Consider the following 24,329-nt stretch of genomic DNA (forward strand, 5'->3'; position numbering starts at 1 on the left):
AGTGGGCGCACATGACGCTTGACTACCTGATCGTCGGGGCCGGGCCGGCGGGCCTGCAACTCGCGGCTCTGCTGGAGGCCGACGGCAAGCGCGACTACCTGGTCCTGGAACAGGCGGACATCCCGGGGGCGTTCTTCGCCACCTTTCCCCGCCACCGGCAACTGATCTCCATCAACAAGCCGCACACCGGCTCGGACGACCCTGAGCTGAACCTGCGGCTGGACTGGAACTCACTGCTCAGCGACGACCCGGCGCTGCGGTTCACCGGCTACACGGAACGGTACTTCCCCGACGCCGACGTGATGCTCCGCTACCTGGCGGACTTCGCCGCGAAGACGGGGGTACGGGTCCGGTACGGCACCCGGGTGACGTCGATCGGCAAGGTCGACGGGGTGTTCGAGGCCCGGGCGGGGGAGGAGGTCTTCCGGGCGCGCCGGCTGATCGTCGCCACCGGCGTCTCCCAGCCGTACCGGCCGGAGATCCCCGGGCTGGAACTCGCCGAACAGTACGCGGAGATGTCCGTCGACCCGCGCGACTACCTCGACCAGAAGGTGCTGATCATCGGCAAGGGGAACTCCGCGTTCGAGACCGCGGACAACCTCATGGAGACCACCACGCTGATCCACCTCGCCGGGCCGAGTTCGGTGCGGATGGCCTGGCGTACGCACTACGTGGGTCACCTGCGCGCGGTGAACAACAACTTCCTGGACACGTACCAGCTGAAGTCGGCGAACGCGATCCTCGACGGCGACGTCAGGCGGATCGAGCGCGACGGTGCCGGTTACAAGGTGACGTTCTCGTTCTCCCGGGCGGACGAGGTGGTCAAGGAACTGCGGTACGACCGGGTGCTCGCCTGCACCGGGTTCGCCTTCGACGCGTCCGTCTTCGACGACACCTGCCGTCCGCAACTCGCGATCCGGGACCGCTTCCCGGCGCAGACCCCGGAGTGGGAGTCGGTGAACGTGCCCGGCCTCTACTTCGCCGGCACGATCAGCCAGGAACGGGACTTCAAACGCTCGACGAGCGGCTTCATCCACGGTTTCCGGTACGCCGTCCGGGCGCTGCACCGGATCCTGGAGCGACGGTACGGGGACACGCCGTGGCCGGCGGAGAAGCTGGACACCACCGCAGAGCTGATCGCCGACGCCGTCGTCGCGCGGGTCAACCGCACCTCCGCCCTGTGGCAGCAGTTCGGCTTCCTCGGCGACGTGGTCACGGTGGCCGGATCCGACGCGCGCTACCACGACGAGGTGCCGGTCGAGTACTTCACCGGCACCGGCCTGCGCACCGCTGACCACGACTACACGGACGCCTTCGTCGTCACGCTCGAGTACGGGCCCGAGCACGACCGGGTGGATCCGTTCGACGTCACTGTCAGCCGGATCGCCCAGGACGTCCCCGGCCAGGCCCACGACGCCGCCTACCTGCATCCGGTCGTCCGCCACCACCGGGCGGGCCGGGTCGTCGCCACGCACCACCTCGCGGAGAACCTGGAGAACCGGTGGGATCGGCCGGAGACCCACGTCGCGCCGCTGGTCGCGTTCGTCGACCGCTGCCTGAGCGGCGTCGAGGGCTGAGATGCGTCCGCTGGACGGCACCGCGCTGGACGGCCCGGCGCTGAACCTGGCCGAGCTGGCCGCCGACGCGCGGGGCCGCCTGGACCCGGTGCACTGGGACTTCTTCACCGGTGGGGCCGGCGAGGAACGCACGGTCCGCGCCAACGAGGCGGCGTTCGCCCGGCGCTACCTGGTGCCCCGCGTCCTGCGCGGCGCGGGCCGGCGCGACCTGGGAACCTCGCTGCTCGGCACGCGGATCTCGATGCCGGTGCTGATCGCGCCGACCGCGTTCCACCGGCTGGCCCACCCCGAGGGCGAGGTGGCCACCGCGCGCGCCGCCGCCGAGGCGGGCACGATCATGGTGGTCAGCATGGCGGCCACCCGGCCGGTCGAGCAGATCGCCGCCGCCGGGGGGCCGCTGTGGTTCCAGCTCTATCCGCAGGCGGATCTCGACTTCACCGCGTCGGTGGTGCGGCGGGCGGAGGCGGCCGGCTGCTCGGCCCTGGTCGTCACCGTCGACTCACCCGTGTTCGGCCGGCGGGAACGCGATCTGCGGCACGGCTTCGCCGACCTGCCGCCCGGGCTGGTCTGCGAGAACATGCGCGACGCGAGCGGCCGGGTGCGCGACATCGGGATGGACGCCGGGCTGGACTGGGCCCGGATCGCCTGGCTGCGCGAGGTCACCACGCTGCCGATCCTGCTGAAGGGGGTGCTGCATCCCGCTGACGCGGCGCTGGCCGTCTCGTACGGTCTCGACGGTCTGCTGGTCTCCAACCACGGCGGCCGGCAGCTCGACGGGGCGCTCGCCACCCTGGACGCGTTGCCGGCCGTCGTCGAGGCGGTCGGCGGTCGGCTGCCGGTGCTGCTCGACGGCGGCGTCCGCCGGGGAGCCGACGTCCTGGTGGCGCTGGCGCTCGGCGCGAGCGCGGTGCTGGTCGGCCGCCCGGTGCTGTGGGGGCTCGCGGTGGGTGGCGCCGCCGGGGTGCGCCACGTGCTCGACCTGCTGCACGCCGACCTCGACCGGGCGCTGGCGCTGGCCGGCGTCACCGGTCCGGCCGACCTGCGCGGTGACCTGATCGCCACGGTGGCATGCGGATGAACGTCCTGATCGCCCTGCCGATCCTGGCGGGGATCGCGTGGACCGTTCCGTACTGGCTGCCCCGGACCGTGGTCCGGCTGCGGGAGTGGGTGTTCGTCAAGGTCAACGGCGTCGAGGGCGTACCGGTGCCGGGCCCCACCGTCGGCATGGAGCACTTCGAGCGGGTGTACGCCGATCCGGCGGCGGACGGGCGCAGCCGGGGAGCCGGGTTGTCGGACCTGTTCTGGTACTGGCTGGCGCCCGGACCGCACATGCACCAGGAACATCTGGAGCCGGGGGAGCGCTACCGGACCGTGGCCGCCACGACGCGGCGGGTGCTCGCGGTACGCCGTCAGGGCTGCGACGACCTGGCGACCGCCGCCACCCGCCGGGTGCTGGACCGGCTGCCGGCCGGCCGGACCAGCCACGTACGGCTGCGCGACCTGATGATGCCGGTCTGGGCCGAGGTCTACTACGAACTCGTCTTCGGCGAGGCGTGCCCCCCTGACGCGCGGGCGTTGATCGTCGCCAACGCCTCCGACGTGGTCAACGGGCTCAAGTGCACCGGCCTGCGGCACATGCGGCGGCGCGACCGGCTGACCGCCTACCTGCACGACCGGATCGAGGCGGGCACCTGCCCGGTGACGCTGCCACCGCCGTTCACGGTCCAGGAGACGGCCTGGTATCTCCAGGGCGCCTTCTTCAACACCGCCGTGGTGCAGATGTCCGAGGCGATGGCGCACGTGCTGCTCGCCCTCGCCACACATCCCGGCCTCCAGCGAGGACTCGACGACGACGAGGCACTGGACCGGGTGATCGACGAGACGCTGCGGGTGCATCCGCTCTTCGGCGTGGCGCACCGGATCACGTCGGCGCCGATCACGCTGCCCACCGGCGTGTCCCTGCCCGCCGGGACCGTGCTGCTCTTCAACTACCTGGCGTTCCACCGCGGCGGGGCCGCCGGGGACGACCGGTTCGACCCGGACCGGTGGCTGACGCTCAGGCGCGGCGACGCGCACTTCATTCCGTACGGCGTCACCGCGAACCGGGCCTGCCCGGCCCGCGGCGTCGCGCCGGTGATGCTGCGCGCCGCGACCCGCGAGGTGCTGCGCCGGTACGTCCTGACCTCCTCGGCCTCGCACACCCGCTCGCTGCCCAGCCGCGGCCCGGCGTATCTGACTCCGGCCGGGTGCACCGGTCCGGGGCGGCTGCGGCTGGCCGCGATGCGGTCGCGGGACCGGTGGGCGGACGTGGGCCGCAGCGTCCGGCAACTGGTGTTCGGCACCTGGATGGTGCTCGACGCCCGCCGGCAGCGGTTGTGCACCGACTACTTCGAGAGGGCGGTCCGATGACACCAACGGAGCTGGCGCCGCGGTTCTTCATCGCGGTCACGGTGATCCTGATCTTCTGCAAGGGGGTCGCCTGGCTGCTCGGCAAGGCGGGCCAGCCCGCCGTGGTGAGCGAGATGCTCGCCGGCGTGCTGCTCGGCCCGTCGCTGCTCGGGCTCCTCCTGCCGGACGTGCAGAACGCCCTGTTCCCGGCCCCGCTGCTGCCGGTCCTGTACGTGGTGGGTCAGGTCGGACTGGTGCTGTTCATGTTCCAGGCCGGGTACGCGTTCAGCGCCCACCGGGTCACCGGGCTGGCCGGCACCGCCGGCGTGATCTCCCTGGCCGGGGTCACCGCGCCGCTCGTGCTCGGGGTGCTGCTGGTGCTGGTGACGGCGGGCGCCGTGCCGATCCAGGCCGACGGGACGTCACTCGGGGTCTCGGCCGCGTTCGTCGGCGTCGCGCTGGCCATCACCGCGTTCCCGATGCTGGCCCGGATCATCACCGAGCACGGGCACGCCGGCACCCGGCACGGCACGCTCTCCCTGGCCAGCGGCGCGATCGACGACATGGCCGCCTGGATCATGCTGGCCGCCGTCCTGGCCTTCGCCTCCGGCGAGGCCGGTCCCGCGATCGTCACCGCCGGTGGGGCGGTCCTGTTCGGACTGGTGCTCTGGCTCGGCGGGCGTACGGTCACCTCCACGTTGATGACCCACCGCGCCCTGAACGACCGCGCCCGGCTGCTCGGCACCGTGGCCCTGCTGTTCCTGGTCGCCTGGTACACCGACGAGATCGGGCTGTACGCGGTCTTCGGCGCGTTCGCGGTCGGCGTGGTGATGCCCCGCACCGACAACACCGACCGGGTCGTGGACACGCTCACCCCGGTCGCCGCGACGCTCTTCCTGCCGTTGTTCTTCACCTACTCGGGGCTGCGGACGGAGTTCGGGCTGCTCGGTTCGCTGCCGGTGCTGCTGTTCGCGCTGGCCTGCGTGGCGGTGGCGATCGCCGGCAAGTTCGGTGCCTGCTGGGCGGCGGCGAGGCTCCGCGGTGAGCCGTCCGGTGTGGCGCTGCGGGTCGGCGCGCTGATGAACGCCCGCGGCCTGATGCAGCTCATCGCGCTGAACGTGGGACTGGAGGCGGGCATCGTGAACCCGTCCCTGTTCACAGTGCTGGTGCTGGTCGCGCTGGTCACCACGCTGATGACGACGCCGGCGCTGAGCTGGATCGAGCGGCGGGAGGCGCAACGGCCCGACGACGTCCGCGCGCCCGCGCTGGCGGTTTCAGATAGTTGAAGATGCAAATACCGATGGTTGCATCGACCGGCATCTATGAGATCGTTAACACATGCGGGGCGGAAGATCGAACCGGCTGCTGCTGGTCGAGGACGACGCGGATCTGACCGAGATGCTCACCGAGACGCTGGGGCACGAAGGCTACCTGGTCGACCGGGCCTTCGACGGCCAGCGCGGGCTGCATCTCGGGCTGACCCGCTCGTACGACGTGATGGTCATCGACCGGATGCTGCCGGCGCTCGACGGCCTCGACCTGGTCGCCCGGCTGCGCGCCCGGGCGGTCCCGTCCCGGACCCTGATGCTCACCGCGCTCGGCACCGTCGACGACCGGATCGCCGGGCTGGACGCGGGCGCCGACGACTACCTGGTCAAGCCCTTCGACCTCGACGAACTGAGCGCGCGGGTGCGGGCGCTGTGCCGGCGTACGCCCGAGCCGACCGACGTGCTGCGCATCGGTGCCGGGGTGCTCGACCTGGGGCCACGCGAAGCGGTGCTGCCCGACGGCACCCGGGTGGCCCTGTCCACCCGTGAGTTCGAGCTGCTGCGTGTGCTGGCGGCCCGGCCGAACACGGTGCATCCCCGCGCGGTGCTGCGCCGCAAGGTCTTCGAGGAGGCCGCGGCGGCGTCGATAGTCGACACCTACGTCTACTACCTGAGGCGCAAACTCGGCCGTGGGGCGGTACGCACCGTGCACGGCCTCGGCTACCGCCTCGGCACGCTCTGATGGAGGCGGCCGAGCAGACGATCGTGCGGCGGACCCGGCTCCGGATCGGCCTGTTCGTCGGCCTCACCATCGGCGCCCTGCTGTTGCTGGCGGGCGGCATCTCCTACGCGGTCCTGGTCCGCGGCCAGAACGCGCAGATCCAGCGTGAGCTGGCGTGGGGCACCGCACACGGCACCATCGCCGGCCCGCCCGCCTGCAGCTGGATCTTCGAGTACGAGGGCACCACGGTGCACACCGGCGCGAACCCGCCACCACCGGGCTTCCCGTTGCACGACGCGCTGGCCACGGTGGCGGCCACCGGGGCCACCGAGATCACCACCGTCACGCGTGACGGCACGACCTACCACGTCCGCACCGAGGCCCGCGGCGACGGTGTGGTCCAGGCGGTGTTCGACGCCCGCTTCCAGCTGTCCGACCGCCGGCACCTCCTGCTCGCGTTCAGCCTCGCGGCGGTGGTCGGGCTGCTCGCCGCCGTGCTGACCGGCACGGTCGTCGGCCGTCGAGCCGTCGCACCACTCGCGGAGGCCCTGACCCGGCAGCGCCGGTTCGTCGCGGACGCCAGCCACGAACTGCGAACCCCGATCGCCCAGGTGCACACCCGGGCCCAGCTGATCGCGCGGCGGGCGCGCCACGACGGCGCCGCCACGAACCGGGAGGACCTGGAACGGCTGATCGGCACCACCCGCCGGCTCGGCGAGATCGTCGACGACCTGCTGCTCTCGGCCCGTCTCGCCGCCGCTCCCGCCGACCGGGAACCGGACCCGCCGGTCGACCTCACCTCGCTGATCGGCGCGACGCTCGCCGCCGAGGCCGAACGTGCGGCCGAGCGCCAGGTCACCCTCACCCTGGACACCCCCGCCGGCCCGCTGCCGGTGCCGGGTGTCGAGTCGGCCCTGCGCCGGGTCGTCGGCGAACTGCTCGCGAACGCACTGGCCCACACGCCCGCGGGCGGCCGGATCGACGTGACGCTCCGGGCCGTCGACAACGTCGCCGAGATCGTGATCGCCGACACCGGGAAGGGCTTCGACCAGGCGGACGCCCGGCGGATCTTCGACCGGTTCCACCGCGGCGCGGGCTCCGGAGAGCGCCGCTTCGGCCTGGGACTGGCCCTGCTCCAGGAGGTCGTGACGAGTCACCACGGCACGATCGAGGCGGAGGGCCGGACGGGCCGGGGAGCCCGCTTCACGGTGCGCCTTCCCCGGACGCGATCGCCGGGCACCACGGGCCGGGCGTCGCGGATCAGGAACCTTCGGATGTGGCAGCTCGGCGCCGGTACGTGAGCGCCGGATCGTGGAACGCGTTCTCCGGCCCGCCGCCGGGAGGCCCGAGGTGCAGGATCGCGGTCGGCGCGTCGGCCAGGTCACCGCCGGCCGGCAGCCGGGTCGCCGGGGGAGCCGCCACCGCGCCCGGTGCGTTCCTCCGGCGCACCAGCACCAGTGCGAGCGCACCCAGGCCCGCGGCGACCAGCAGGCCGCCCAGGAGGAACATCGACGTACTGCCGCTCTCCTCGCCGGCGGCCTCGAGCGTGGGCGGCGCGGCCGCGGGAAGGTCGTCGTCGGCCGCCGCGGCGAGAGGGCTCGCCTCCTCGGCCGGGGACGGCGACGCCGTGGCCGGCGTGGCCACCGCGGCAAGGGTCAGCCGTACGGTGGCGACGTCACCGGCCCGGCCCCGCACGGTCGCGCGGGCGGTGCGGTAGCCGTCCATGGACGCGCGGACCGTGATGGACCCCTCCGCGATCGTCCGGCCGGCCTTGGAGGTGATCGAGAACTGACCGCTGCGGTCGCTGGTCGTCCGGTACTCGTGACCGGCGCTGTCCCGGATGGTCAGGTCGGCGCCACCGATCGCCTTCCCGTCGGCGTCGCGGACCCGGCCGGAGACCCCGCTCACCCCGGCCGCCGGTGAGGCCCCGCCGGTGGGCGAGGCACCCGCCCCGTGGACGTAGACCATCTTGTAGGCGTAGCTGTTCTGCCCGGCCAGCCGCACCCCGACCGAGATGTTGAGCCCGGTGGTCTCGCCCGGCCGGGCATCCGGGGCGACGAGTGTCGCGTCGAAGGTCCGGCTCTGGCCGGGACCGAGATTCGGCTCCGCCCGGCAGCCGGTGGCGCACCGCAGGCCGCCGCCCACCACCACGATCGCCGTCTCGGCCCGGCGTCCGTTGTTGGTGACGCGGAACTGCACGCGTACCGTCTCGCGGGGTTTCACGTTCTCCGCCGACACGCTCAGGATGCTCACCGTCTCCGGCGCGGCCGTCGCCGGTGCCGCCGCCACCGCGAGCGCCCCTGCGGCCAGCACGGCCAGTACGGCCGCCCGGGCCCGTCGGACACGTGAGCGCGTCGTCACTTCCCACCACCTTCGCCGAGAGCGGGCAACATCGGTCGATGGAGCCGCGGGCCACTATGCCCTGTGGCGGACGGGTCGCGCGACCCGCCCCCGAGAGCAGCGACGGCTGCCCGGCGTCGATCGACGTCGACGCTCGCGAGGCCGCCGCCGGTGGCTAATCGGTTGCTGCCACGGTGCGGACTGCCTAGATTGCCGATCATGCACGACATCGACGGGTATGCCCGATGAGCGGCCGTCTCCGCGAGATCGCCCGGCAGACGGTCGCGATCGCCGAAGCCGGACGCTATCGCAACGACGCCGGTGACGACGTCGAGATCGGGGCGGCGGTACGCGCCGCGGTCGCCGGCACCCGCGAGCACCTGCCCGACGAAGTCCTCCACCTCGATGGCGCGCGGCCGGGTGCCGGCGCCGTGGAGGTGACGTACGAGTCGACGTTGCAGGCCGCCCACCGGCTCGGGTCCGGCGCGGCGTGCCTGGTGTTCGCGTCGGCGAAGAACCCGGGTGGCGGGTTCCTGGGCGGGGCGCAGGCGCAGGAGGAGAGCATCGCCCGCTCGTCGGCGCTCTACCCGTGCCTGCTCGCGGCGCCGGAGTTCTACGCCTTCCACCGGGCGCAGCGGGACCTGCGGTACAGCGACCGGGTCGTCCACTCCCCGGGCGTGCCGGTGTTCCGCGACGACAAGGGCAACCTGCTCGACCGGCCGTACACCACCTCCTTCCTGACCGCGGCGGCGCCGAACCTGGGCGCGATCCTGCGCAACCAGCCGGACCGCGCCGCCGATGTGCCGGCGGTGCTGGCACGGCGCGCCCGGCGGGTGCTGGAGGTCGCGGCCGCGCACGGGCACCGGACCGTGGTGCTGGGCGCGTGGGGGTGCGGGGTGTTCCGGAACGACCCGGCCACTGTGGCGGGCGCGTTCGCCGACGCGCTCCGGGTGGTCGACCGGTTCGACCTCGTGGTGTTCGCCGTTCGCGACGGGCTGCCGGGCACTCCGGTGTACCGCACGTTCGCGGAACGCTTTTCGGTAGGTTCGTGGCATGAGTGAGGACACCTTCCGGTCGGTGGAGATCGAGCGCACCAGCGTGGGCAGATACGTGGCGCGCAACGCCCGCGGCGGCGAGCTTGCGATGGGTACGGGGGAGGACGCGACCTTCACGCCGGTGGAACTGCTGCTGGCGGCCCTCGGCGGCTGCACCGCTGTCGACGTCGACCACGTGACCAGCCGGCGCGCCGAACCGACCCGGTTCGCCGTCACGGTGAGCGGCGACAAGATCCGCGACCCGGAGGCCGGCAACCGGATGGAGAACCTCACCGTCACGTTCGCGGTGACGTTCCCGGACGGTGCGGACGGCGACCGGGCCCGCGAGATGCTGCCACGTTCCCTGCGGCAGTCGCACGACCGGCTCTGCACCGTGTCCCGGACGGTGGAGCTGGGCACGCCCGTCTCCATCGTGGACGCGACGGCCGACCCGGAATGAATACCTTGACACCCGTCTATGTTAACGAGAACATTGCCGTAACTTGAAGGTAATGCCGTTGCCACGAGCGTCACGGGTGAGGCGAGCCGCCGCGGCCGGCCGGTGACGACCAGGCGCAGGAGGTTCTCGGTGACAGGGACCGCTCGGAGGACGCGGACGGCGGCGGTCGTGGTGTCGGCGGCGCTGGTCCTCGCCGCGGGGGTGGTGGCCGGGACGCCCCCGGCGTCGGCGGCGACGGTCGACACGTCCGCGTCGTACGTGGTCGTGAACCGGCACAGCGGCAAGGCGATGGACCTGTACGACTGGTCGACGGCGGAGAACGCGCCGGTGAACCAGTGGACGCGCAACGACCTCGCGGTGCAGCAGTGGCAGTTCGTGGACGCCGGCGGCGGGTTCTACAAGGTGCGGTCCCGGCACAGCGGGAAGGTGCTGGAGTTGCCGGCCGGCGGCGACGGCACCCAGCTCGTGCAGAGCACCGACCGCTCGTCGGCCACCCAGCAGTTCCGGTTGCAGGACTCCGCGGGCGGGTTCGTGCGGTTCGTCAACCGGCAGTGGAACAAGGTCGTCGACGTGTGGCAGTGGTCGACCGCCGACGGCGGCCGGCTGGCCGGCTACGCCGATCTCGACGGCGCCAACCAGCAGTGGCAGCTGATCCGGCTGGGCGGCGGCACGCCCACCCCGGCGCCCACCACCCCGGCACCGGCCTACCCGCAGCCCGGCCGGGTGTCCGGCGACGTCGGCGTCCACGACCCGACCGTGGTCAAGCGGCCCGACGGCACGTACCTCGTCGCGCACACCGGTGACAACGTCGCGCTGAAGACCTCCGCCGACCGGGTCACCTTCCGCAACGCGGGCGCCGTCTTCCCCGGTGGCGCGCCGTGGACCAGCACGTACACCGGCGGTGCGCGCAACCTCTGGGCACCGGACCTGTCGTACCGCAACGGGCGTTACCACCTGTACTACTCGGCGTCGACGTTCGGTTCCAACCGCTCGGCGATCTTCCTGGCCACCAGCACCACCGGTGACTCCGGGAGCTGGGTCCACGAGGGACTGGTGGTCGAGTCGCGGACCACCGACGACTTCAACGCCATCGACCCGAACCTCACCGTCGACGACCAGGGCCGCTGGTGGCTCAGCTTCGGCTCGTTCTGGTCCGGCATCAAGATGATCCCGATCGACCCGGCCACCGGGCGCCGGCTCGGCAGCACCATGCACAGCGTGGCCGCCTACGGCCCCGGCATCGAGGCGCCGGTCCTGGTCAAGCGCGGCTCCTGGTACTACCTGTACGTCTCGTTCGACCGCTGCTGCCAGGGCGCCGCCAGCACGTACCGGATCATGGTCGGTCGTTCGGCGAGCCCCACCGGGCCGTTCGTGGACCGCGCGGGCCGGGACATGCTCGCCGGGGGCGGCACGCAGATCCTGGCCTCGCACGGCAACGTCCACGGCCCCGGCCACCAGGCCGTGCTCGCGGACACCGACGGCGACGTCCTCTTCTACCACTACTACGTTGACGACGGTGCGTCGCTGCTCGGCGTCAACCGCATCGGCTACGACGCCGCTGCCTGGCCCTACGTGTACTGAACCGGCCACCTGGGAGGGCGCACATGTCGCCTCGGCACTTCCTCCACCCGGCCCGCCGCCGTATCGGCGAACCGGCCCACCGGCGTCTGCGGCCGATCCTGGCCGCGGCGCTCGCGCTGCTCACCACCTCGGCCGGCCTCACCGTTCCCGGCCCCGCACAGGCGGCGCCGGCGGTGAACCACACCAACCCGCTGGTGAACCAGCGCGCCGACCCGCACATCGTCCGGCACACCGACGGCTACTACTACATGACCGCGACGGTGCCGCAGTACGACCGGATCGTGCTCCGGCGCGCCACCACCCTGCAGGGGCTGGCCACCGCCACCGAGACGACGATCTGGCGGCGGCACACCAGCGGCGAGATGGGCGCCCACATCTGGGCTCCGGAGATCCACTTCATCAACGGCAGGTGGTACGTCCACTTCGCCGCCGGGCGGACCGACGACGTGTGGCGGATCCGGATGTACGTGCTGGAGAACGCGAGCGCCAACCCGCTGACCGGCTCGTGGACCGAACGCGGCCGGATCACCACGCCGTGGGACACGTTCAGCCTGGACGCCTCGACGTTCGTGGTGAACGGGGTGCGGTATCTGACCTGGGCCCAGCAGGAGCCGGGCATCTCCACCAACTCCAACGTCTACCTCGCCCGGATGGGCGCCGAACCGTGGCAGATCACCGGCCCGGTGGCCCGGCTGGTCGTGCCGGCGTACGACTGGGAGACCCGCGGCTACCGGGTGGCCGAGGGACCGGCGGTGATCCAGCGAAACGGCCGGGTCTTCCTCACGTACTCGGCCAGCGCCACCGACGCGAACTACTGCCTCGGCATGCTCACCGCGTCGGCCGGCGCGAACCTGCTCGACGCCGCCTCCTGGAGCAAGAGCCCCACTCCGGTGTTCGCCAGCAACGCCGCCACCGGCCAGTACGGCCCCGGCCACAACTCCTTCACCGTCTCCGAGGACGGGCAGAGCGACATCCTGGTCTACCACGACCGCAACTACCGGGACATCAGCGGCGACCCGCTCGACGACCCGAACCGGCGGACCAGGATCCAGAAGCTGTACTGGAACACCGACGGCACGCCGAACCTCGGCATCCCCGTGCCCGACGGGGCCACCCCGGTCCGGTTGCGCTCGCACGATCTCACCGGGAGCTACATCCGGCACTACGACTACCGGGGCCGGGTCGAGCCGAACGTCACGAACCTCGCCGACTCGCAGTTCCGCATCGTCCCCGGCCTCGCCGGCGCCGGATCGGTCTCGCTGGAGTCGACGAACTTCCCCGGCTACTACCTGCGTCACCGGGCCTTCGCCCTCTACGTCGAACGCGACGACGGCTCGGCCCTGTTCGACGGCGACGCGAGCTTCCAGCGCCGGCCGGGGCTGGCCGCCGCCGAGGGTCTCTCACTGGAGTCGCAGAACTACCCCGGCCGGTACGTCCGCCATCGGGACGGACTGCTCCAGCTCGAAACGGTGGGCACCGGCGCGGACCGGGGCGCCGCCACCTTCCACCTGGAGTAGGCGCCCGACAACCGCTGCGCCGGACTCGGCGTACCCCTTTCCCGGAGGTCGAACGATGCTCAACCCCGCAGTGACGGCACCGCCCGGCGCCCCACGGGGCCGGCGCCGCGCCGGCCTGGCGCTGGCCCTGGTGGCGGCGCTGGCCGCCGTGGCCGGCGCCGCCGTGGTGGCCGCGCCCTCGGCGCAGGCGGCCACCATCGACACCGGCGCCTGGTACGTGCTCGTCAACCGCAACAGCGGCAAGGTCCTCGACGTCCGGGACACCTCGACCAGCGACGGCGCGGCGATCCAGCAGTGGTCCCGCAACGACGGCGAGTGGCAGCAGTTCCAGTTCGTCTCCTCCGGCAGCGGCTACTACCGCCTGAGGGCCCGCCACAGCGGCAAGGTGGTCGACCTGTGGGAGTGGAACGTCGCCGACGGCGCGGAGTACCGGCAGTGGCCCGACCTCGACGCCGCCAACCAGCAGTTCCAGGTGCGCGACTCGGACAGCGGCTACATCCGGCTGATCAACCGGCACTCCGGGAAGGCCCTGGAGGTCTGGGAACGGTCGACCGCCGACGGTGCCCGGGTCAGCCAGTACGCCGACCTCAACGGCACCAACCAGCAGTGGCAGATGGTCCGGGTGGGCACCGGCGGCACACCGACCACCCCGCCGCCGTCCACCGGGTGCGGCAGCGGCTCCTACCAGGCCGAGGCGGTGCTCAACGGCGGCACCTGGACGGCCCGCAACGGGTCGTCGACGGTGTACTCGGGCGGGGACATGCTCGCCGCGATGCAGGCCGCGGTGAACTCGCTCTCGGCAGGACGGACCGCCAGGCAGCGGGTGGTGGTGCGCGGCTCCGGCTCGATGAGCGCCGGGTCGCGGTTGTCGCTGCCGTCGTACACGACGCTCGCGGTCTGCGGCACGATCAACGTGACCGGCTCGGGATCGGGCGACTACGCGCCCGTCTACTCGCGCGGGACCACCGACGTCGAGGTGCAGAACCTGACCCTCACCGGGGCGCCGCTGTACGGGATCTTCATGCGCAACGTGAACAACCTGACGCTCGGGCAGATCGACATGCGGCTGTCCGGCGGCCTGGGGGTGCGGATCGACAACCACGGCGGTGACCGGGCGGTCAAGGTGCGCAACGTGCGCATCGACACCGTGTACGTGTCCGGCACGGGCGCGCACGGCGTGGAGACGTACGGCGTGGACGGCCTGACCATCGGCACCGTCACCGCGCGCAACACCGGCTACTCCGGTCTGCTGCTCAACGACACGATCAACGCCACAGTGGGCACCGTCGACGCGCAGGGCGCCGGCACCGGAACCGGGTACGCGGCGTTCCGGATGGCCAACCGCAACGGCCGGATCGGCAGCTCGTACCCGACGAACATCCGGGTCGGCACCGTGATCGCGTCCGGCGGTGGCCGGGGGGTCTTCTGCGTGTCGGAGTCCGGCGGCGCGGTCATCGACCGGGTGACGATCTCGAACACCGGGAACAACTCGATCCTCGTGGAGAACTGCTACAACGTCACGATCGCCGGGGTGTCCGGCACCGTGACCGGCGGCGGCGAGGTGCGGATCGCCTCGCGGGCCGAGTTCCCGATCTCCTCCGGCATCCGCTTCCAGAACCTGACGGTCACCAACACGAACATCACCCAGAGCCCGTGCGGCGGGGCGAACAACACGATCAGCAACGTCACGCGGGTCAACTCGACGCTGACCTGGTGCTGACGGTCCGGCTTCCCCGCCGGCCGGTGGTCCGCGGGGCAGCCGGTCAGTCGCGGGGCAGCGCGCCGAGGAGGACCACCCGCGACGGCTTCGAGCTCCAGTTCGGCACCAACCACCTCGGCCACTTCGCGCTCACCGGGCTGCTGCTGGACCTGATGCTGCCGGTGCCCGGCTCGCGTGGTGACGGTCAGCAGCACCGGCCACCACATCCGTGGCGCGATCCACTTCGACGACCTGCACTTCGAGCGCTGGTACGGCCGAGCCGCCTCCTACCGGTATCTGGAGCGGGAACTGGGTATCGGGGAGTGAATTCTGCTGACCTTGATCGCCGCCGCTGTGGCGTCGCGGGTCTGGTGGGTCCGGCGGAGGGCGGCCCGCCGGTGAACGGTGGCGTCAGCCGCGACCGCGTACCAGGGGCAGGAACACCTCGTCCACGATCTCGACCAGCACCTCGTCGGGGACGGAGGGGACGCCGCGCATCGCGTACTCGGCGCGCAGCAGCATCATCGGTACCGTCGCCACCCGGTGACGGACGGCCGCCGCCGGCGCCTCGCCCCGGGCCGCGGCCCGTTCCAGCATCCCGATCCAGGCGCGGTCCATGGTGTCGGCGCCGGACCGTTCGCGCATGAGCGTGAGCAGTTCCGGGTCGTCGGCGGCGGCGGCGAGCAGGCCGCGCAGGACGGCCCCGTGCGGGGACGACCACGTCTCGTTCGCCAGCCGGAGCATCTCGAGCGCGTCGCCCCGCAGCGTGCCCGTGTCCGGGTCCGGCATGGCCGCGTCGGACAGGTGGCGGTACGCCGCGACGCCCAGCGCCGCCCGGTGCGGCCACCGGCGGTAGATGGCGTTCTTGTTGGTCCCGGCGCGGTCGGCGACCCGGTCCATCGTCATCCCCGCGTATCCGGACTCGCGCAGTTCCTCCGCCGCGGCCCGCAGGATCGCCTGTTCCAGTTCCTCGCCCCGTCGCCTCCTGCTCATGCCTTGCAGGGTACGCGGCGTACCTTATAGGGTACGGCGCGTACCCTAAGAGTGGAGTTCTCGATGCGCGTCTTCGGCATGAACTACGACACCGGCTTCGTCAGCGCCGGATCCACCACCCACGAGCCGTTCGACCCCGACGTCGTGCGCAGCGACCTGCGTGTCATCCGCGACGAGCTGCGTTGCGACGCGGTCCGCGTCACCGGCGGCGTGCAGGACCGGCTGGAGCTGACCGCGCGGCTGGCGGCCGAAACGGGGCTGGAGGTGTGGTACTGCCCGTTCACCAACGGCCTGGACCGCGACGGTCTCATGGCGTTCCTGCTCGACGGCGCCGAGCGGGCCGAGCGGCTGCGGCGTGACGGCGCCCCGGTCGTCTACCTCACCGGTTCCGAGATCTCCCTGTTCACCGACGGCTTCCTGCCCGGCCGTGACCTGGCCGAGCGCATGGCGGTGTTCACCGACCCGATGCGGATGCGGGAGGCGGTCCCGGCCGCGCGGGCCGCGGTGCGGGACTTCCTCGCGGAAGCGGTACCCGCGGTGCGGGAGCGCTTCGGCGGCCCCGTCGGGTACGCCTCGATCCCGCTCGAAGACGTCGACTGGACGGCCTTCGACATCGTCGCCAGCGACGCCGGCTACCGCGACGCGACCAACTCCGCGGTGTTCCCGCAGTCCCTGGCGGCGGCCGTGGGGCAGGGCAAGCCGTACGCGGCGACCGAGTTCGGCTGCTGCACGTTCCGCGGCGCGGCCGATGTCGCGGGCGCGACGGAGCCGGTGGCCTACGACGAGCAGGGCCGTGCGGCGAAGCTCACCGCGGAACTGGAGCGCGACGAGGACGGCCAGGCACGCTACCTCGTCGACCTGCTGCGCGACTACGAGGCCGGCGGGGCGGAGGCGGCGTTCGTGTACACGTTCGCGAACCGACACCTGCCGACCACCGGCGACCCCGGGCACGACTACGACCTGGCGGCACGGGGGATCGTGCGCGTGCTGCCGGACGGCTCGTGGACGCCCAAGGCCGCCTTCCACGCCCTGGCCGAATACGGCCGCGCCCGTGCGCTGAGCCGGACCGAATTCGGTGGTGGCGACCGCCGCGGGCGGGCAAGGTAGGACTGCACACCGGCGGCGAGCGCCGCCACGACGACGATCACCAGGAGAGACGATGCGAGCAGCTTCCACGCTTCGGACCCTTGCCCGTCCTACCGTGGAGCTCCGCCTTGGCCCTGTTGAACCTCGGAATCGTCGCGCATGTTGACGCCGGAAAGACCAGCCTGACCGAACGCCTGCTCTACGAGGCGGGCGCCGTGTCCGAGCCGGGCAGCGTCGACGCCGGCACGACCCGGACCGACTCGATGGACCTGGAACGCCGCCGCGGCATCACCATCCGCGCGGCCGTCACGTCGATCACCATCGGCGACCTGAGCATCAACCTGCTCGACACCCCCGGCCACCCCGACTTCATCGCGGAGGTCGAGCGGTCCCTGGCCGTCCTCGACGCCGCCGTGCTCGTGGTGTCCAGCGTGGAGGGCGTCCAGCCGCAGACCGTTGCGATCTGGCGGGCGCTGCGCCGCATCGGCGTACCGACCGTGTTCTTCTTCAACAAGGTCGACCGTGGCGGCGCCGACGTGGACCGGGTGACGGCCCAGGTGCGGCACCGGCTCGGAGCGCGGCCGGTGCTTCTCGGCACGGTCACCGGCCAGGGCCGCCGCGAGGCCCGGGTGCAGGCCGTGGACCTCGACGCCGAACCCGTGGTGGCGGAGGTGGCCGAGGTCGACGACGCGGTGGCGGCGCGCTGGCTGACCGACCGGCCGGTGCGCGTCCGCGACGTCCGGCGGGCGCTCCGCCGCGCGGTCCGCCGCGCCGAGCTGGTCCCCGCGGTGTGCGGTTCGGCGATCACCGGCGCCGGGGTACGCCAGTTGTGCGACGTCCTGGCCGACCTGCTGCCGTACGGCGACGCGCCGGACGGCCCGCCGGCGGGCACCGTCTTCGCCGTCGACCGGGACGGGCACGGCCGGCGCGTCTGGCTGCGGCTGTGGTCCGGGCGGCTGCGGGTGCGGGACCGGGTGCGGCTGCCCGGCGGCCGTCCGGAACCGGTGACCGAGATCGCCGTCATCGAGCCCGAGGGCATGCTGGTGCGCGGGTCGGTCTCCGCCGGGCAGATCGCGGCGGTACGCGGGGTGTCGGCCCGGATCGGCCAGCACATCGGCGACCCGCCGCGGCGGCACGGCTACCGGTTCCCGCCGCCGACCCGGCAGGCGGTCGTCGAGCCGGTCGAACCGGAGCAGCGCCTGGCGATGTTCGCCGGACTGGCCGAGCTGGCCGACGAGGACCCGCTCGTGGACCTGCGCCTCGACGAGCAGCAGGCCGAGGCGGTGATCCGCCTGCACGGCGAGGTCCAGAAGGAGGTCCTCGCAGCCCTGATGGAGGACCGGTACGGCGTCCGGGTGCGGTTCTCCGGCACGCTCACCGCCTGCATCGAACGGGTCGCCGGCACCGGCGCCGCCGAGGAGCGGGTACGGGAGCGCGGCAACCCGTACCTGGCCGGGCTGGGGTTGCGCATCGAGGCCGCCCCGGCCGGGCACGGCATCGAGTTCCGTCCCGGGATCGAGCCGGGCCGGCTGCCGCCGGCCTTCGTCGCCGCCACCGAGGAGGGCGTGCGGGCCGCGCTGCGGCAGGGCCGGCACGGGTGGCCGGTCACCGACTGCACCGTCACCATGACGGCGTCCCGGTACTGGCCCCGGCAGAGCCGGCCGCACCAGAAGTTCGACAAGTCGATCTCGACGGTGGCGGCGGACTTCCGCCACCTCGCCCCGGTCGTGGTCGCCGCCGCGCTGCGGCAGGCCGGTACGCGGGTGTGCCAGCCGATCGAGCGGTTCGACGTCAACCTCCCCCGGCACACGGTGGAGACGGTGCTGGCGCTGCTCGGCCGGCTCGGAGCGGTCGTCCACGACACCGCCGTCGCGGGCGGATACCTGGAGGTGAGCGGCACCCTGCCGTCCGCCCGGGTGCCGCGGGTCGTCGCCGCCCTGCCCGACCTCACCGGCGGCGAGGCGGTCCTGACCACCACCTTCGACCACTACGCGCCGGTCACCGGCGAGGAACCGCCGAGGCTGCCCCGGCGCGGGCCCGACCCGGACGACCGGGAGGCGTGGTTCCGGGCCGTACCGAGGTAGGCGGCGACGGGAGCGCTGCGGCGATAGGATCACCGGCGCCCGCCGCCGCCCGTACCCGTTGGAGCCCCGCTGTCAGCGCAGCCGGCCACCCGCCCCGCCCGGCGTGTCCGCCGGGTGCTGGCCGCGGTGTGCCTGCTCGTGGTCGCCGGGCTGCCCGCCGGGTCGTCGGGCGCCGGCGCCAGCGGCACGGGAACGCTGCGGGTGCTCCAGATGAACCTGTGCAACAGCGGCCGGGCCGGCTGCTACACCGGCCGGGCCGTCCGCCAGGCCGCCGACGTGATCGCCGCCGAGACGCCCGACGTGGTCACGCTCAACGAGATCTGCCGCGACGACCTGGTGACGCTGGAGCGGACGCTGCGGGCCGCCCGTGCCGGTGGGACGGTGGTGTCCGCGTTCCAGGCCGCCGGTGACCGCCCCTCCCGCGGTCCCACCCGGTGCAACAACGGCGAGCCGTACGGGATCGGGCTGCTGACCCGCCTCGACGACCGTGACGCCCGGCCCTCGGTGCACCGGGGGACCTACCCGGCGCAGGACCTCGCCGACCCGGAGGAACGGGTCTGGCTGTGCGTCCGGGCCGCCGGACTCCACGCCTGCACCACGCACCTGGCGAACACCAGCGCCCAGGTCGCGCTGGCCCAGTGCGGACATCTGCTCGGCGCGGTGGTGCCGGACGTCCGGGGCGACGCCGGGAGCGCGCCGGCCGTCGTCGGCGGTGACCTGAACCTGCGTGCCGGTGGCACGCCGGACGTGCGCTCCTGCGTGCCGGCCGGCTACCGGCGGATCGACGACGGCGCCCGGCAGCAGATCGTGGCGTCGAGCGGCGTGACGATCTGCTGCCGCCGCGCGGTGGACATGCGCGGGGCGACAGACCATCCGGCGCTGGTGGCGACCATGATCCGTTCGTGGCCGGTGCCGCCACCGGGACGGTACTGACCGAGGTCTCCGGACGCGCGGCGAAATTGGTCCGCGGTCCGTGCAACTTCGCGGGCGGGCGCAGCCGTTCTACCTCCGTCACGAGGAGGCAGTCGATTGAAAGCCGAAGACGAACAAGCGTTCCGCGAGTTCGTGACGTCACAGATGGCGTCCCTGCGCAAGCTGGCGTACATGACCTGCGGCGACTGGCACGCCGCGGAGGACGCCGTGGCCAACGCGCTGGTCAAGCTCTATCCACGCTGGCGGAAGCTGGAGCGGCCCGATCTCTACGTCAAGACCATGGTCTACCGGGCTGCGATCGACGAGACCCGCCGGCCCTGGCGGCGCGAGCGGTCGGCCGGCGACGCCGTGCCGGACGTCACGGTGCGGGACACGGCGGCGACGACCGACGAGCGGATGCGCCTGCGGGCGGCGCTCGAGACCGTGCCGGCGCGGCAGCGGGCCGCCGTGGTGCTGCGGCACTACCTGGACCTGAGCCTGGAGGACACGGCCGCCGTGCTCGGCTGCACGGTGGGCACGGCCAAGAGCCAGGTCTCCCGCGGGCTGGCGAAGCTGCGCGAGTCACTCGGCGGCGAACACCTCAATCTCACCGGCATGCCGATAGGGGAGTGGACCAATGCAGTTGCGTGAACTGGTGGACGCCGTGACCGGCGACGAGCCGCCGATGGGCCGTACCGTCGACGACATCGTCGCGGCCGGGCGGCGCGCCGAGCGGCGCCGCCGGAACCGGTTCGCGACAGCCGGCGCGGCGGGCCTCGTCGCGGTGGCGGTCGCCTCCGCGATCACGGTGCCGGTCCTGGACGCGAGGCGCACCTCCTCGACGCTGTCCGAGGCGCCGCGTCCGGGCGTCAGCCCCTGGCCGGACGCCTCGCCGTTCACCTTCACCTTCACCGGGTACGACGCCGGCACGCTGCACGTGCAGGACCCGATCGTCGTGTCGACCGCGTACCAGATCGCCCCCGTCTACTCCGACCGGCACACCTCGAACGACAGGCCCCTCACCGCGGACGAGGCCGAGTCGATGCAGCAGGAGACGACGGCCGCCGGGGCGAAGCCGAGCCTCTGGGCCTACCTGACCGTCTACCGGCCCGGCGCCTTCGCCCCGGCCGCGATCAAGGGCGGGCGGAACGTCATGGTGGCCGGACGCAGGGCGGTGCAGGCGACGCTGCCGTACGCCCTCGACCCGAGCCAGCCGCCGGAAAGGGGCAACAAGCTGTTCGCCTGGCAATACGCGAAAAACGCCTGGGCAGTCGTCACGGCGATCTCCGGCGACGAAGCGACGCCGAGCTTCCGCGACCTGAGTGGCCTGGTCACGGGCCTCAAGCCGGCCGGGCCGACGCCGGCTCCGCTGCCGTTCACGGTGGGCTACCTGCCGCGGGGTTACGTGCCGCTCCAGGTGGGCACGCACGCCATGCCCGGCCTGAGCGGCATCGCCACCGCCCGCGCCGGTGACTACGGCGGCGCGACGTACACCAGGCCGCCCCTGCGCACCTCGGGCCTGACCGCGCCGTTCGACTCGGTCGAGGGCGGGATCAGGGACGGGTTCCACATCTTCGTCACGCCGAGCACCAGCTCCAACCAGTCACCGGAGCCCGGCGCGACGAGGTGCTATCCGGGTGCGGCCCGCAGAGGCGGGTTCTGCAACGTCTGGAGCGCCGACGGCAGTGTCGTGGTCCAGGTCAGCTCCGAGGGCGTCGGCGGCCAGCTGCCCCAGGCCGAGCTGCTGCGGATCGCCGAGGGGATCACCGTCGCCGACGACGTGCGGGACGAGTCGACCTGGACGCCCGCCGGGGACGCCCTGACACCCTGACCCCGGGGAACGCCCCGGTGACGGTGGGAGCGGCCGGACCGCTCCCACCGTCACCGCCTGATCTACAGGAACCGCCAGCGCTGGTGCGCGGCCCCGGTGTCGTCGGCGAGGACCGCCTGCGTGCCCTGGGCGCCGGAGCCGCCGCTGAGCCCGAGCACCCGGCCCCCGTTCGCGCACTGGATCCGGAACCAGCCGCCTCCGCCGTGCCGTAGCCGCCACCTGTGGTCGGCGGTGCCGTTGTCGGCCCACTGGACGATCCGGGCGCCGGCCGCTGTCGACCCGCCCTCGACGCCCAGCACCTTGCCGCTGTTGCCGTTGCGCAGCCGCAGGTAGCCACCGGTGTCCACGAGCGCGGTCCAGAGGTGGTCGGCGGTGCCGGTGTCGCCCCACTGGATGACCAGGCCACCGTCGGCGGTGGACATGTTCTGCACGCCGAGCACCAGCCCGCTGCCGAGGTTCTGGATCCGCCGCGCCCCGTTGGGCAGGAACCGCCACTGGTTGTCCAGGCTCCCGTTGTCCGGGTCCTGCACGGCGAACGCGCCCTGGGCTGTCGAGCCGCCGGAGATGCCGAGCAGCTTGCCGGTGTGCACGTTGCGCAGCTTGTGGCTGCCGTCGCCGACGTCGACGACGGTCCACAGGTGATCGGCGGTGCCGTTGTCCGCCCACTGCAGGATCCGGGCGCCGTCGGCGGTGGACATGTTCTCCACCCCCAGCACCTTGCCGCTGTTGACGTTGCGCAGCCGCAGCGCCGACCCGTCGACGACGAGCTGCCAGTCGTGGTCGGCGGTGCCGGTGTCGCCCCACTGGAGCGCGAGCCCGCCGTCGGCGGTGGACATGTTCTGGATGCCGAGCACCAGGCCGCTCGCCGCGTTGGCGAGCCGGAAGCTCGCCTCCCCGCCGCCGGCGCCCGCGCCGACCCGCCAGTAGACCGTGTAGTTGTGCCCGTGGGCGTCGTAGAACGGGCCGAGGTTGACAGTGGCGCCGTCCGCCCGGGCGGTGAACGCGAGACTGCCGGTGCCGGTACGGGTGACCGAGGCGGGATCCAGCGTCGGCAGGCCGCTCAACGTGGTGTTGCCGTAGTTGCCGGAGAGCACCACCGGCCCGTACGTGACGGCCTGCACCGCAGCGTCGTCGTTGGCGGCCACCGTGGCGACCCGCATCGGCAGCCGGACCGTGACCGTGTCGCCGGAGGTCCAGGCGCGGGTCAGCACGGCGTAGCTGCCCGGCGTGGTGGCGATGCCCGCCGCGACGCCGTTGACGCTGACGGACGCCCCGCTGGTCCACGCCGGGATCCGGATCCGCATGGTCCACGAGCCGCCCACCGAACCGGTGACGGTGAGCGTCGTGGTGTCGCCGACCGGGTACGAGGTGGCCTGCGTGACGGTGATGCCGCGCTGACTCCAGGTGAGCACCGAGGGGACGAACAGGTTGACCGTCAGCGTGGTGTCGTTGTGGAAGTAGATCGCGTCCGCGAGCGTCGTGTTGGTCTCCAGCCCGGTGCCCTGGCAGCACCAGAAGGAGTTGTAGTCGGTGCTCCAGGTGCCGCCGCCCCACGCCGGGCCGACACCGCGCCGCCCGCCCGGGTTGAGCGGGGTGAAGTACGTGACGTGGCCGTGCGCGTCGGCCGGGTTCTGCTGGCCGATCATGTGGTTGAGCAGCGCGCGTTCGTAGAAGTCGGCGTACGCGACCCGTTCCGGGTCGAGCTGCCACAGCTCCCGGGTCAGCTTGAGCATGTTGTACGTGTTGCACGCCTCGCAGGTGTCGTTGCGCAGGTAGCCGGCGATCGCGTTCGGGGCGCGGAAGTGCTCGGCCTGGCTGTTGCCGCCGATGGCGTACGTGTGGGCGCCGACCGTGATGGCCCACGCGTTCACGGCGATGTCCCGGTAGCGGGTGGCGCCGGTGGCCTTGTACTCCCGGGCCGCGCCGATCCACTTGGGCACCTGCGTGTTGGCGTGCAGCCCGTTGAGCTGGTCGGAGTTCGCGGCGAGCGGGTTGAACACGGCGGCGTGGTCGAACCGCTGCGCGACGGTGAGCCACCGTCCGTCACCGGTCTGCTGGTAGAGGTCGGTGAGCACCGCGTTCATGCCGCCGAACTCGGTGCCGAGCATGGCCTGCATCTGGGCCGAGGTGAGCCGGCCGGTGCGCTGGTCGACCCAGCCGGCCAGCGCCAGCAGCACGTCCCGGGCCTGGGTGCTGCCGATCAGCCGCCACACGTCCAGCAGCCCGGCGAGCGTCTTGTGGATGCAGTAGTAGGGGACGTTGCCGTTGCTCAGCGTCCGGGCCTCCAGCGCGGTGAAGTCGGACTCGGGGAAGCCGGACAGGTATCCGGCGCTGAACCCGGCCGCGCCGTTGTTGGCCTGGCAGCGGGCCAGCTCGGCGACCATGGTGAGCGCCTTGTCCCGGCAGGTGGTGTCGCCGAGCACCGCCCACGCCTGTGCCCAGGCGGTCAGGAAGTGCCCCTGCATGTGGGTGCGGAACGGGAAGTTCGGCGCGTCCCAGCCGCCGTTGGCGGCGGCGCCGCCGGTGGACAGGCGGTGGTTGGCCCGGAAGTTGTAGAGCAGCCGGTTCACGTCGACGAAGCGCAGGTAGGCGACCGTACGGTTCTGGTTGTCCTGCCAGCGGCCGGCGGTCAGCCGTACCTGGCCCGGGTCGAACGCGTACGCGGACACGCCGATGTCGGGGCGGGCCGGTGGCAACGCGGCGTGTGCCGTGCCGCCTGCGGCGACGGGCCCGGCGGCGGCGCCGGCGGTGGCCGCGACGGCTGTGGCGGCGGTGGTGCGCAGGACGAAGCGGCGGTTCACCAGGGGAGCGGGCATGTCGGCCTCCGTGGCGGGGGAC

At 72.8% G+C, this 24,329-nt stretch carries 19 protein-coding genes and 1 pseudogene; 17 read left to right on the forward strand and 3 right to left on the reverse strand.

Going from position 1 to position 24,329, the window contains the following annotated elements; all coding sequences use genetic code 11:
* Nucleotides 1-11 precede the first annotated feature (11 nt).
* Genes EAD96_RS15300 through EAD96_RS15325 form a run of 6 tightly spaced genes read left to right on the forward strand, consistent with a single transcriptional unit; the run spans nucleotide 12 to nucleotide 7,255 of the window.
* Nucleotides 12-1,577 carry an NAD(P)-binding domain-containing protein gene (locus EAD96_RS15300; protein WP_121684752.1) on the forward strand — a complete coding sequence of 522 codons (1,566 nt, stop codon included), beginning with the start codon at nucleotides 12-14 and terminating at the stop codon, nucleotides 1,575-1,577.
* A gap of 1 nt (nucleotide 1,578) precedes the next feature.
* Complete coding sequence (locus tag EAD96_RS15305) at nucleotides 1,579-2,655, forward strand: alpha-hydroxy acid oxidase (protein WP_121684753.1); 1,077 nt, start codon at nucleotides 1,579-1,581, stop codon at nucleotides 2,653-2,655.
* Complete coding sequence (locus EAD96_RS15310) at nucleotides 2,652-3,986, forward strand: cytochrome P450 (protein ID WP_121684777.1); 1,335 nt, start codon at nucleotides 2,652-2,654, stop codon at nucleotides 3,984-3,986. Before EAD96_RS15305 ends, EAD96_RS15310 begins: the two co-directional genes overlap by 4 nt.
* Entirely contained in the window at nucleotides 3,983-5,251 is a 1,269-nt protein-coding gene (locus EAD96_RS15315; protein WP_121684754.1) for a cation:proton antiporter, read from the forward strand. Before EAD96_RS15310 ends, EAD96_RS15315 begins: the two co-directional genes overlap by 4 nt.
* A 52-nt stretch (nucleotides 5,252-5,303) precedes the next feature.
* Nucleotides 5,304-5,975 carry a response regulator transcription factor gene (locus tag EAD96_RS15320; protein ID WP_121684755.1) on the forward strand — a complete coding sequence of 224 codons (672 nt, stop codon included), beginning with the start codon at nucleotides 5,304-5,306 and terminating at the stop codon, nucleotides 5,973-5,975.
* A complete protein-coding gene (locus EAD96_RS15325) occupies nucleotides 5,975-7,255 on the forward strand; it encodes a HAMP domain-containing sensor histidine kinase (RefSeq protein ID WP_121684756.1) in 1,281 nt (426 codons plus the stop codon). Before EAD96_RS15320 ends, EAD96_RS15325 begins: the two co-directional genes overlap by 1 nt.
* Here the strand turns inward: EAD96_RS15325 and EAD96_RS15330 are convergent.
* Entirely contained in the window at nucleotides 7,215-8,315 is a 1,101-nt protein-coding gene (locus tag EAD96_RS15330) for a carboxypeptidase-like regulatory domain-containing protein (RefSeq protein WP_121684757.1), read from the reverse strand. The two genes, EAD96_RS15325 and EAD96_RS15330, sit on opposite strands and share 41 nt — an antisense overlap.
* 224 nt (nucleotides 8,316-8,539) lie before the next feature.
* On the opposite strand from EAD96_RS15330, the gene EAD96_RS15335 reads away from it, so the two are divergent.
* The 6 genes and pseudogenes from EAD96_RS15335 to EAD96_RS15360 form a co-directional block, all read left to right on the forward strand.
* Entirely contained in the window at nucleotides 8,540-9,355 is an 816-nt protein-coding gene (locus tag EAD96_RS15335) for a TIGR02452 family protein (protein WP_121684758.1), read from the forward strand.
* The gene (locus tag EAD96_RS15340) at nucleotides 9,348-9,788 is read left to right on the forward strand and encodes an OsmC family protein (protein WP_121684759.1); all 441 of its coding nucleotides are present in this window, start codon (nucleotides 9,348-9,350) and stop codon (nucleotides 9,786-9,788) included. Before EAD96_RS15335 ends, EAD96_RS15340 begins: the two co-directional genes overlap by 8 nt.
* A gap of 129 nt (nucleotides 9,789-9,917) precedes the next feature.
* The gene (locus EAD96_RS15345; RefSeq protein ID WP_121684760.1) at nucleotides 9,918-11,369 is read left to right on the forward strand and encodes a family 43 glycosylhydrolase; all 1,452 of its coding nucleotides are present in this window, start codon (nucleotides 9,918-9,920) and stop codon (nucleotides 11,367-11,369) included.
* Nucleotides 11,370-11,392: 23 nt separating this feature from the next.
* Nucleotides 11,393-12,886 carry a family 43 glycosylhydrolase gene (locus EAD96_RS15350; protein WP_121684761.1) on the forward strand — a complete coding sequence of 498 codons (1,494 nt, stop codon included), beginning with the start codon at nucleotides 11,393-11,395 and terminating at the stop codon, nucleotides 12,884-12,886.
* Nucleotides 12,887-12,941: 55 nt separating this feature from the next.
* Nucleotides 12,942-14,606 carry an RICIN domain-containing protein gene (locus EAD96_RS15355; protein WP_121684762.1) on the forward strand — a complete coding sequence of 555 codons (1,665 nt, stop codon included), beginning with the start codon at nucleotides 12,942-12,944 and terminating at the stop codon, nucleotides 14,604-14,606.
* A gap of 62 nt (nucleotides 14,607-14,668) precedes the next feature.
* Nucleotides 14,669-14,876, forward strand: a pseudogene (locus EAD96_RS15360) (short-chain dehydrogenase); the annotation flags it as partial.
* A gap of 120 nt (nucleotides 14,877-14,996) precedes the next feature.
* On the opposite strand, the gene EAD96_RS15365 reads toward EAD96_RS15360, so the two are convergent.
* Complete coding sequence (locus EAD96_RS15365; RefSeq protein WP_121684763.1) at nucleotides 14,997-15,578, reverse strand: TetR/AcrR family transcriptional regulator; 582 nt, start codon at nucleotides 15,576-15,578, stop codon at nucleotides 14,997-14,999.
* Nucleotides 15,579-15,641: 63 nt separating this feature from the next.
* On the opposite strand from EAD96_RS15365, the gene EAD96_RS15370 reads away from it, so the two are divergent.
* The 5 genes from EAD96_RS15370 (at nucleotide 15,642) to EAD96_RS15390 (ending at nucleotide 21,491) form a co-directional block, all read left to right on the forward strand.
* Nucleotides 15,642-16,685: a hypothetical protein gene (locus tag EAD96_RS15370; RefSeq protein ID WP_121684778.1), complete on the forward strand. Its 1,044-nt coding sequence runs from the start codon at nucleotides 15,642-15,644 to the stop codon at nucleotides 16,683-16,685.
* 107 nt (nucleotides 16,686-16,792) lie between these two features.
* On the forward strand, nucleotides 16,793-18,748 hold the full coding sequence (locus EAD96_RS15375; protein WP_121684764.1) for a translation factor GTPase family protein: 1,956 nt from the start codon (nucleotides 16,793-16,795) through the stop codon (nucleotides 18,746-18,748).
* Between the two features lie 114 nt (nucleotides 18,749-18,862).
* Nucleotides 18,863-19,681 (forward strand): endonuclease/exonuclease/phosphatase family protein, encoded by an 819-nt coding sequence (locus EAD96_RS15380; RefSeq protein WP_121684765.1) that lies wholly within the window; start codon nucleotides 18,863-18,865, stop codon nucleotides 19,679-19,681.
* Nucleotides 19,682-19,777: 96 nt separating this feature from the next.
* Nucleotides 19,778-20,311 (forward strand): SigE family RNA polymerase sigma factor, encoded by a 534-nt coding sequence (locus EAD96_RS15385; protein WP_121684766.1) that lies wholly within the window; start codon nucleotides 19,778-19,780, stop codon nucleotides 20,309-20,311.
* Nucleotides 20,298-21,491, forward strand: coding sequence for a hypothetical protein (locus tag EAD96_RS15390; RefSeq protein ID WP_121684767.1), 1,194 nt, complete (start codon nucleotides 20,298-20,300; stop codon nucleotides 21,489-21,491). Before EAD96_RS15385 ends, EAD96_RS15390 begins: the two co-directional genes overlap by 14 nt.
* A 62-nt stretch (nucleotides 21,492-21,553) precedes the next feature.
* Here EAD96_RS15390 and EAD96_RS15395 read toward each other — a convergent pair whose 3' ends face one another.
* Nucleotides 21,554-24,307 carry a beta-L-arabinofuranosidase domain-containing protein gene (locus EAD96_RS15395; protein ID WP_121684768.1) on the reverse strand — a complete coding sequence of 918 codons (2,754 nt, stop codon included), beginning with the start codon at nucleotides 24,305-24,307 and terminating at the stop codon, nucleotides 21,554-21,556.
* Between the last annotated feature and the right edge of the window lie 22 nt (nucleotides 24,308-24,329).

This window comes from Micromonospora sp. BL1 (genome assembly GCF_003667485.1).
GTDB lineage: Bacteria > Actinomycetota > Actinomycetes > Mycobacteriales > Micromonosporaceae > Micromonospora > Micromonospora tulbaghiae.

Bases quoted from the DNA above. Each gene is read 5' to 3' on its own strand.
- EAD96_RS15300 (WP_121684752.1), top strand. From the start codon at position 12: ATGACGCTTGACTACCTGATCGTCGGGGCCGGGCCGGCGGGCCTGCAA.
- EAD96_RS15305 (WP_121684753.1), top strand. From the start codon at position 1,579: ATGCGTCCGCTGGACGGCACCGCGCTGGACGGCCCGGCGCTGAACCTG.
- EAD96_RS15310 (WP_121684777.1), top strand. From the start codon at position 2,652: ATGAACGTCCTGATCGCCCTGCCGATCCTGGCGGGGATCGCGTGGACC.
- EAD96_RS15315 (WP_121684754.1), top strand. From the start codon at position 3,983: ATGACACCAACGGAGCTGGCGCCGCGGTTCTTCATCGCGGTCACGGTG.
- EAD96_RS15320 (WP_121684755.1), top strand. From the start codon at position 5,304: ATGCGGGGCGGAAGATCGAACCGGCTGCTGCTGGTCGAGGACGACGCG.
- EAD96_RS15325 (WP_121684756.1), top strand. From the start codon at position 5,975: ATGGAGGCGGCCGAGCAGACGATCGTGCGGCGGACCCGGCTCCGGATC.
- EAD96_RS15335 (WP_121684758.1), top strand. From the start codon at position 8,540: ATGAGCGGCCGTCTCCGCGAGATCGCCCGGCAGACGGTCGCGATCGCC.
- EAD96_RS15340 (WP_121684759.1), top strand. From the start codon at position 9,348: ATGAGTGAGGACACCTTCCGGTCGGTGGAGATCGAGCGCACCAGCGTG.
- EAD96_RS15350 (WP_121684761.1), top strand. From the start codon at position 11,393: ATGTCGCCTCGGCACTTCCTCCACCCGGCCCGCCGCCGTATCGGCGAA.
- EAD96_RS15355 (WP_121684762.1), top strand. From the start codon at position 12,942: ATGCTCAACCCCGCAGTGACGGCACCGCCCGGCGCCCCACGGGGCCGG.
- EAD96_RS15365 (WP_121684763.1), bottom strand. From the start codon at position 15,578: ATGAGCAGGAGGCGACGGGGCGAGGAACTGGAACAGGCGATCCTGCGG.
- EAD96_RS15370 (WP_121684778.1), top strand. From the start codon at position 15,642: ATGCGCGTCTTCGGCATGAACTACGACACCGGCTTCGTCAGCGCCGGA.
- EAD96_RS15390 (WP_121684767.1), top strand. From the start codon at position 20,298: ATGCAGTTGCGTGAACTGGTGGACGCCGTGACCGGCGACGAGCCGCCG.
- EAD96_RS15395 (WP_121684768.1), bottom strand. From the start codon at position 24,307: ATGCCCGCTCCCCTGGTGAACCGCCGCTTCGTCCTGCGCACCACCGCC.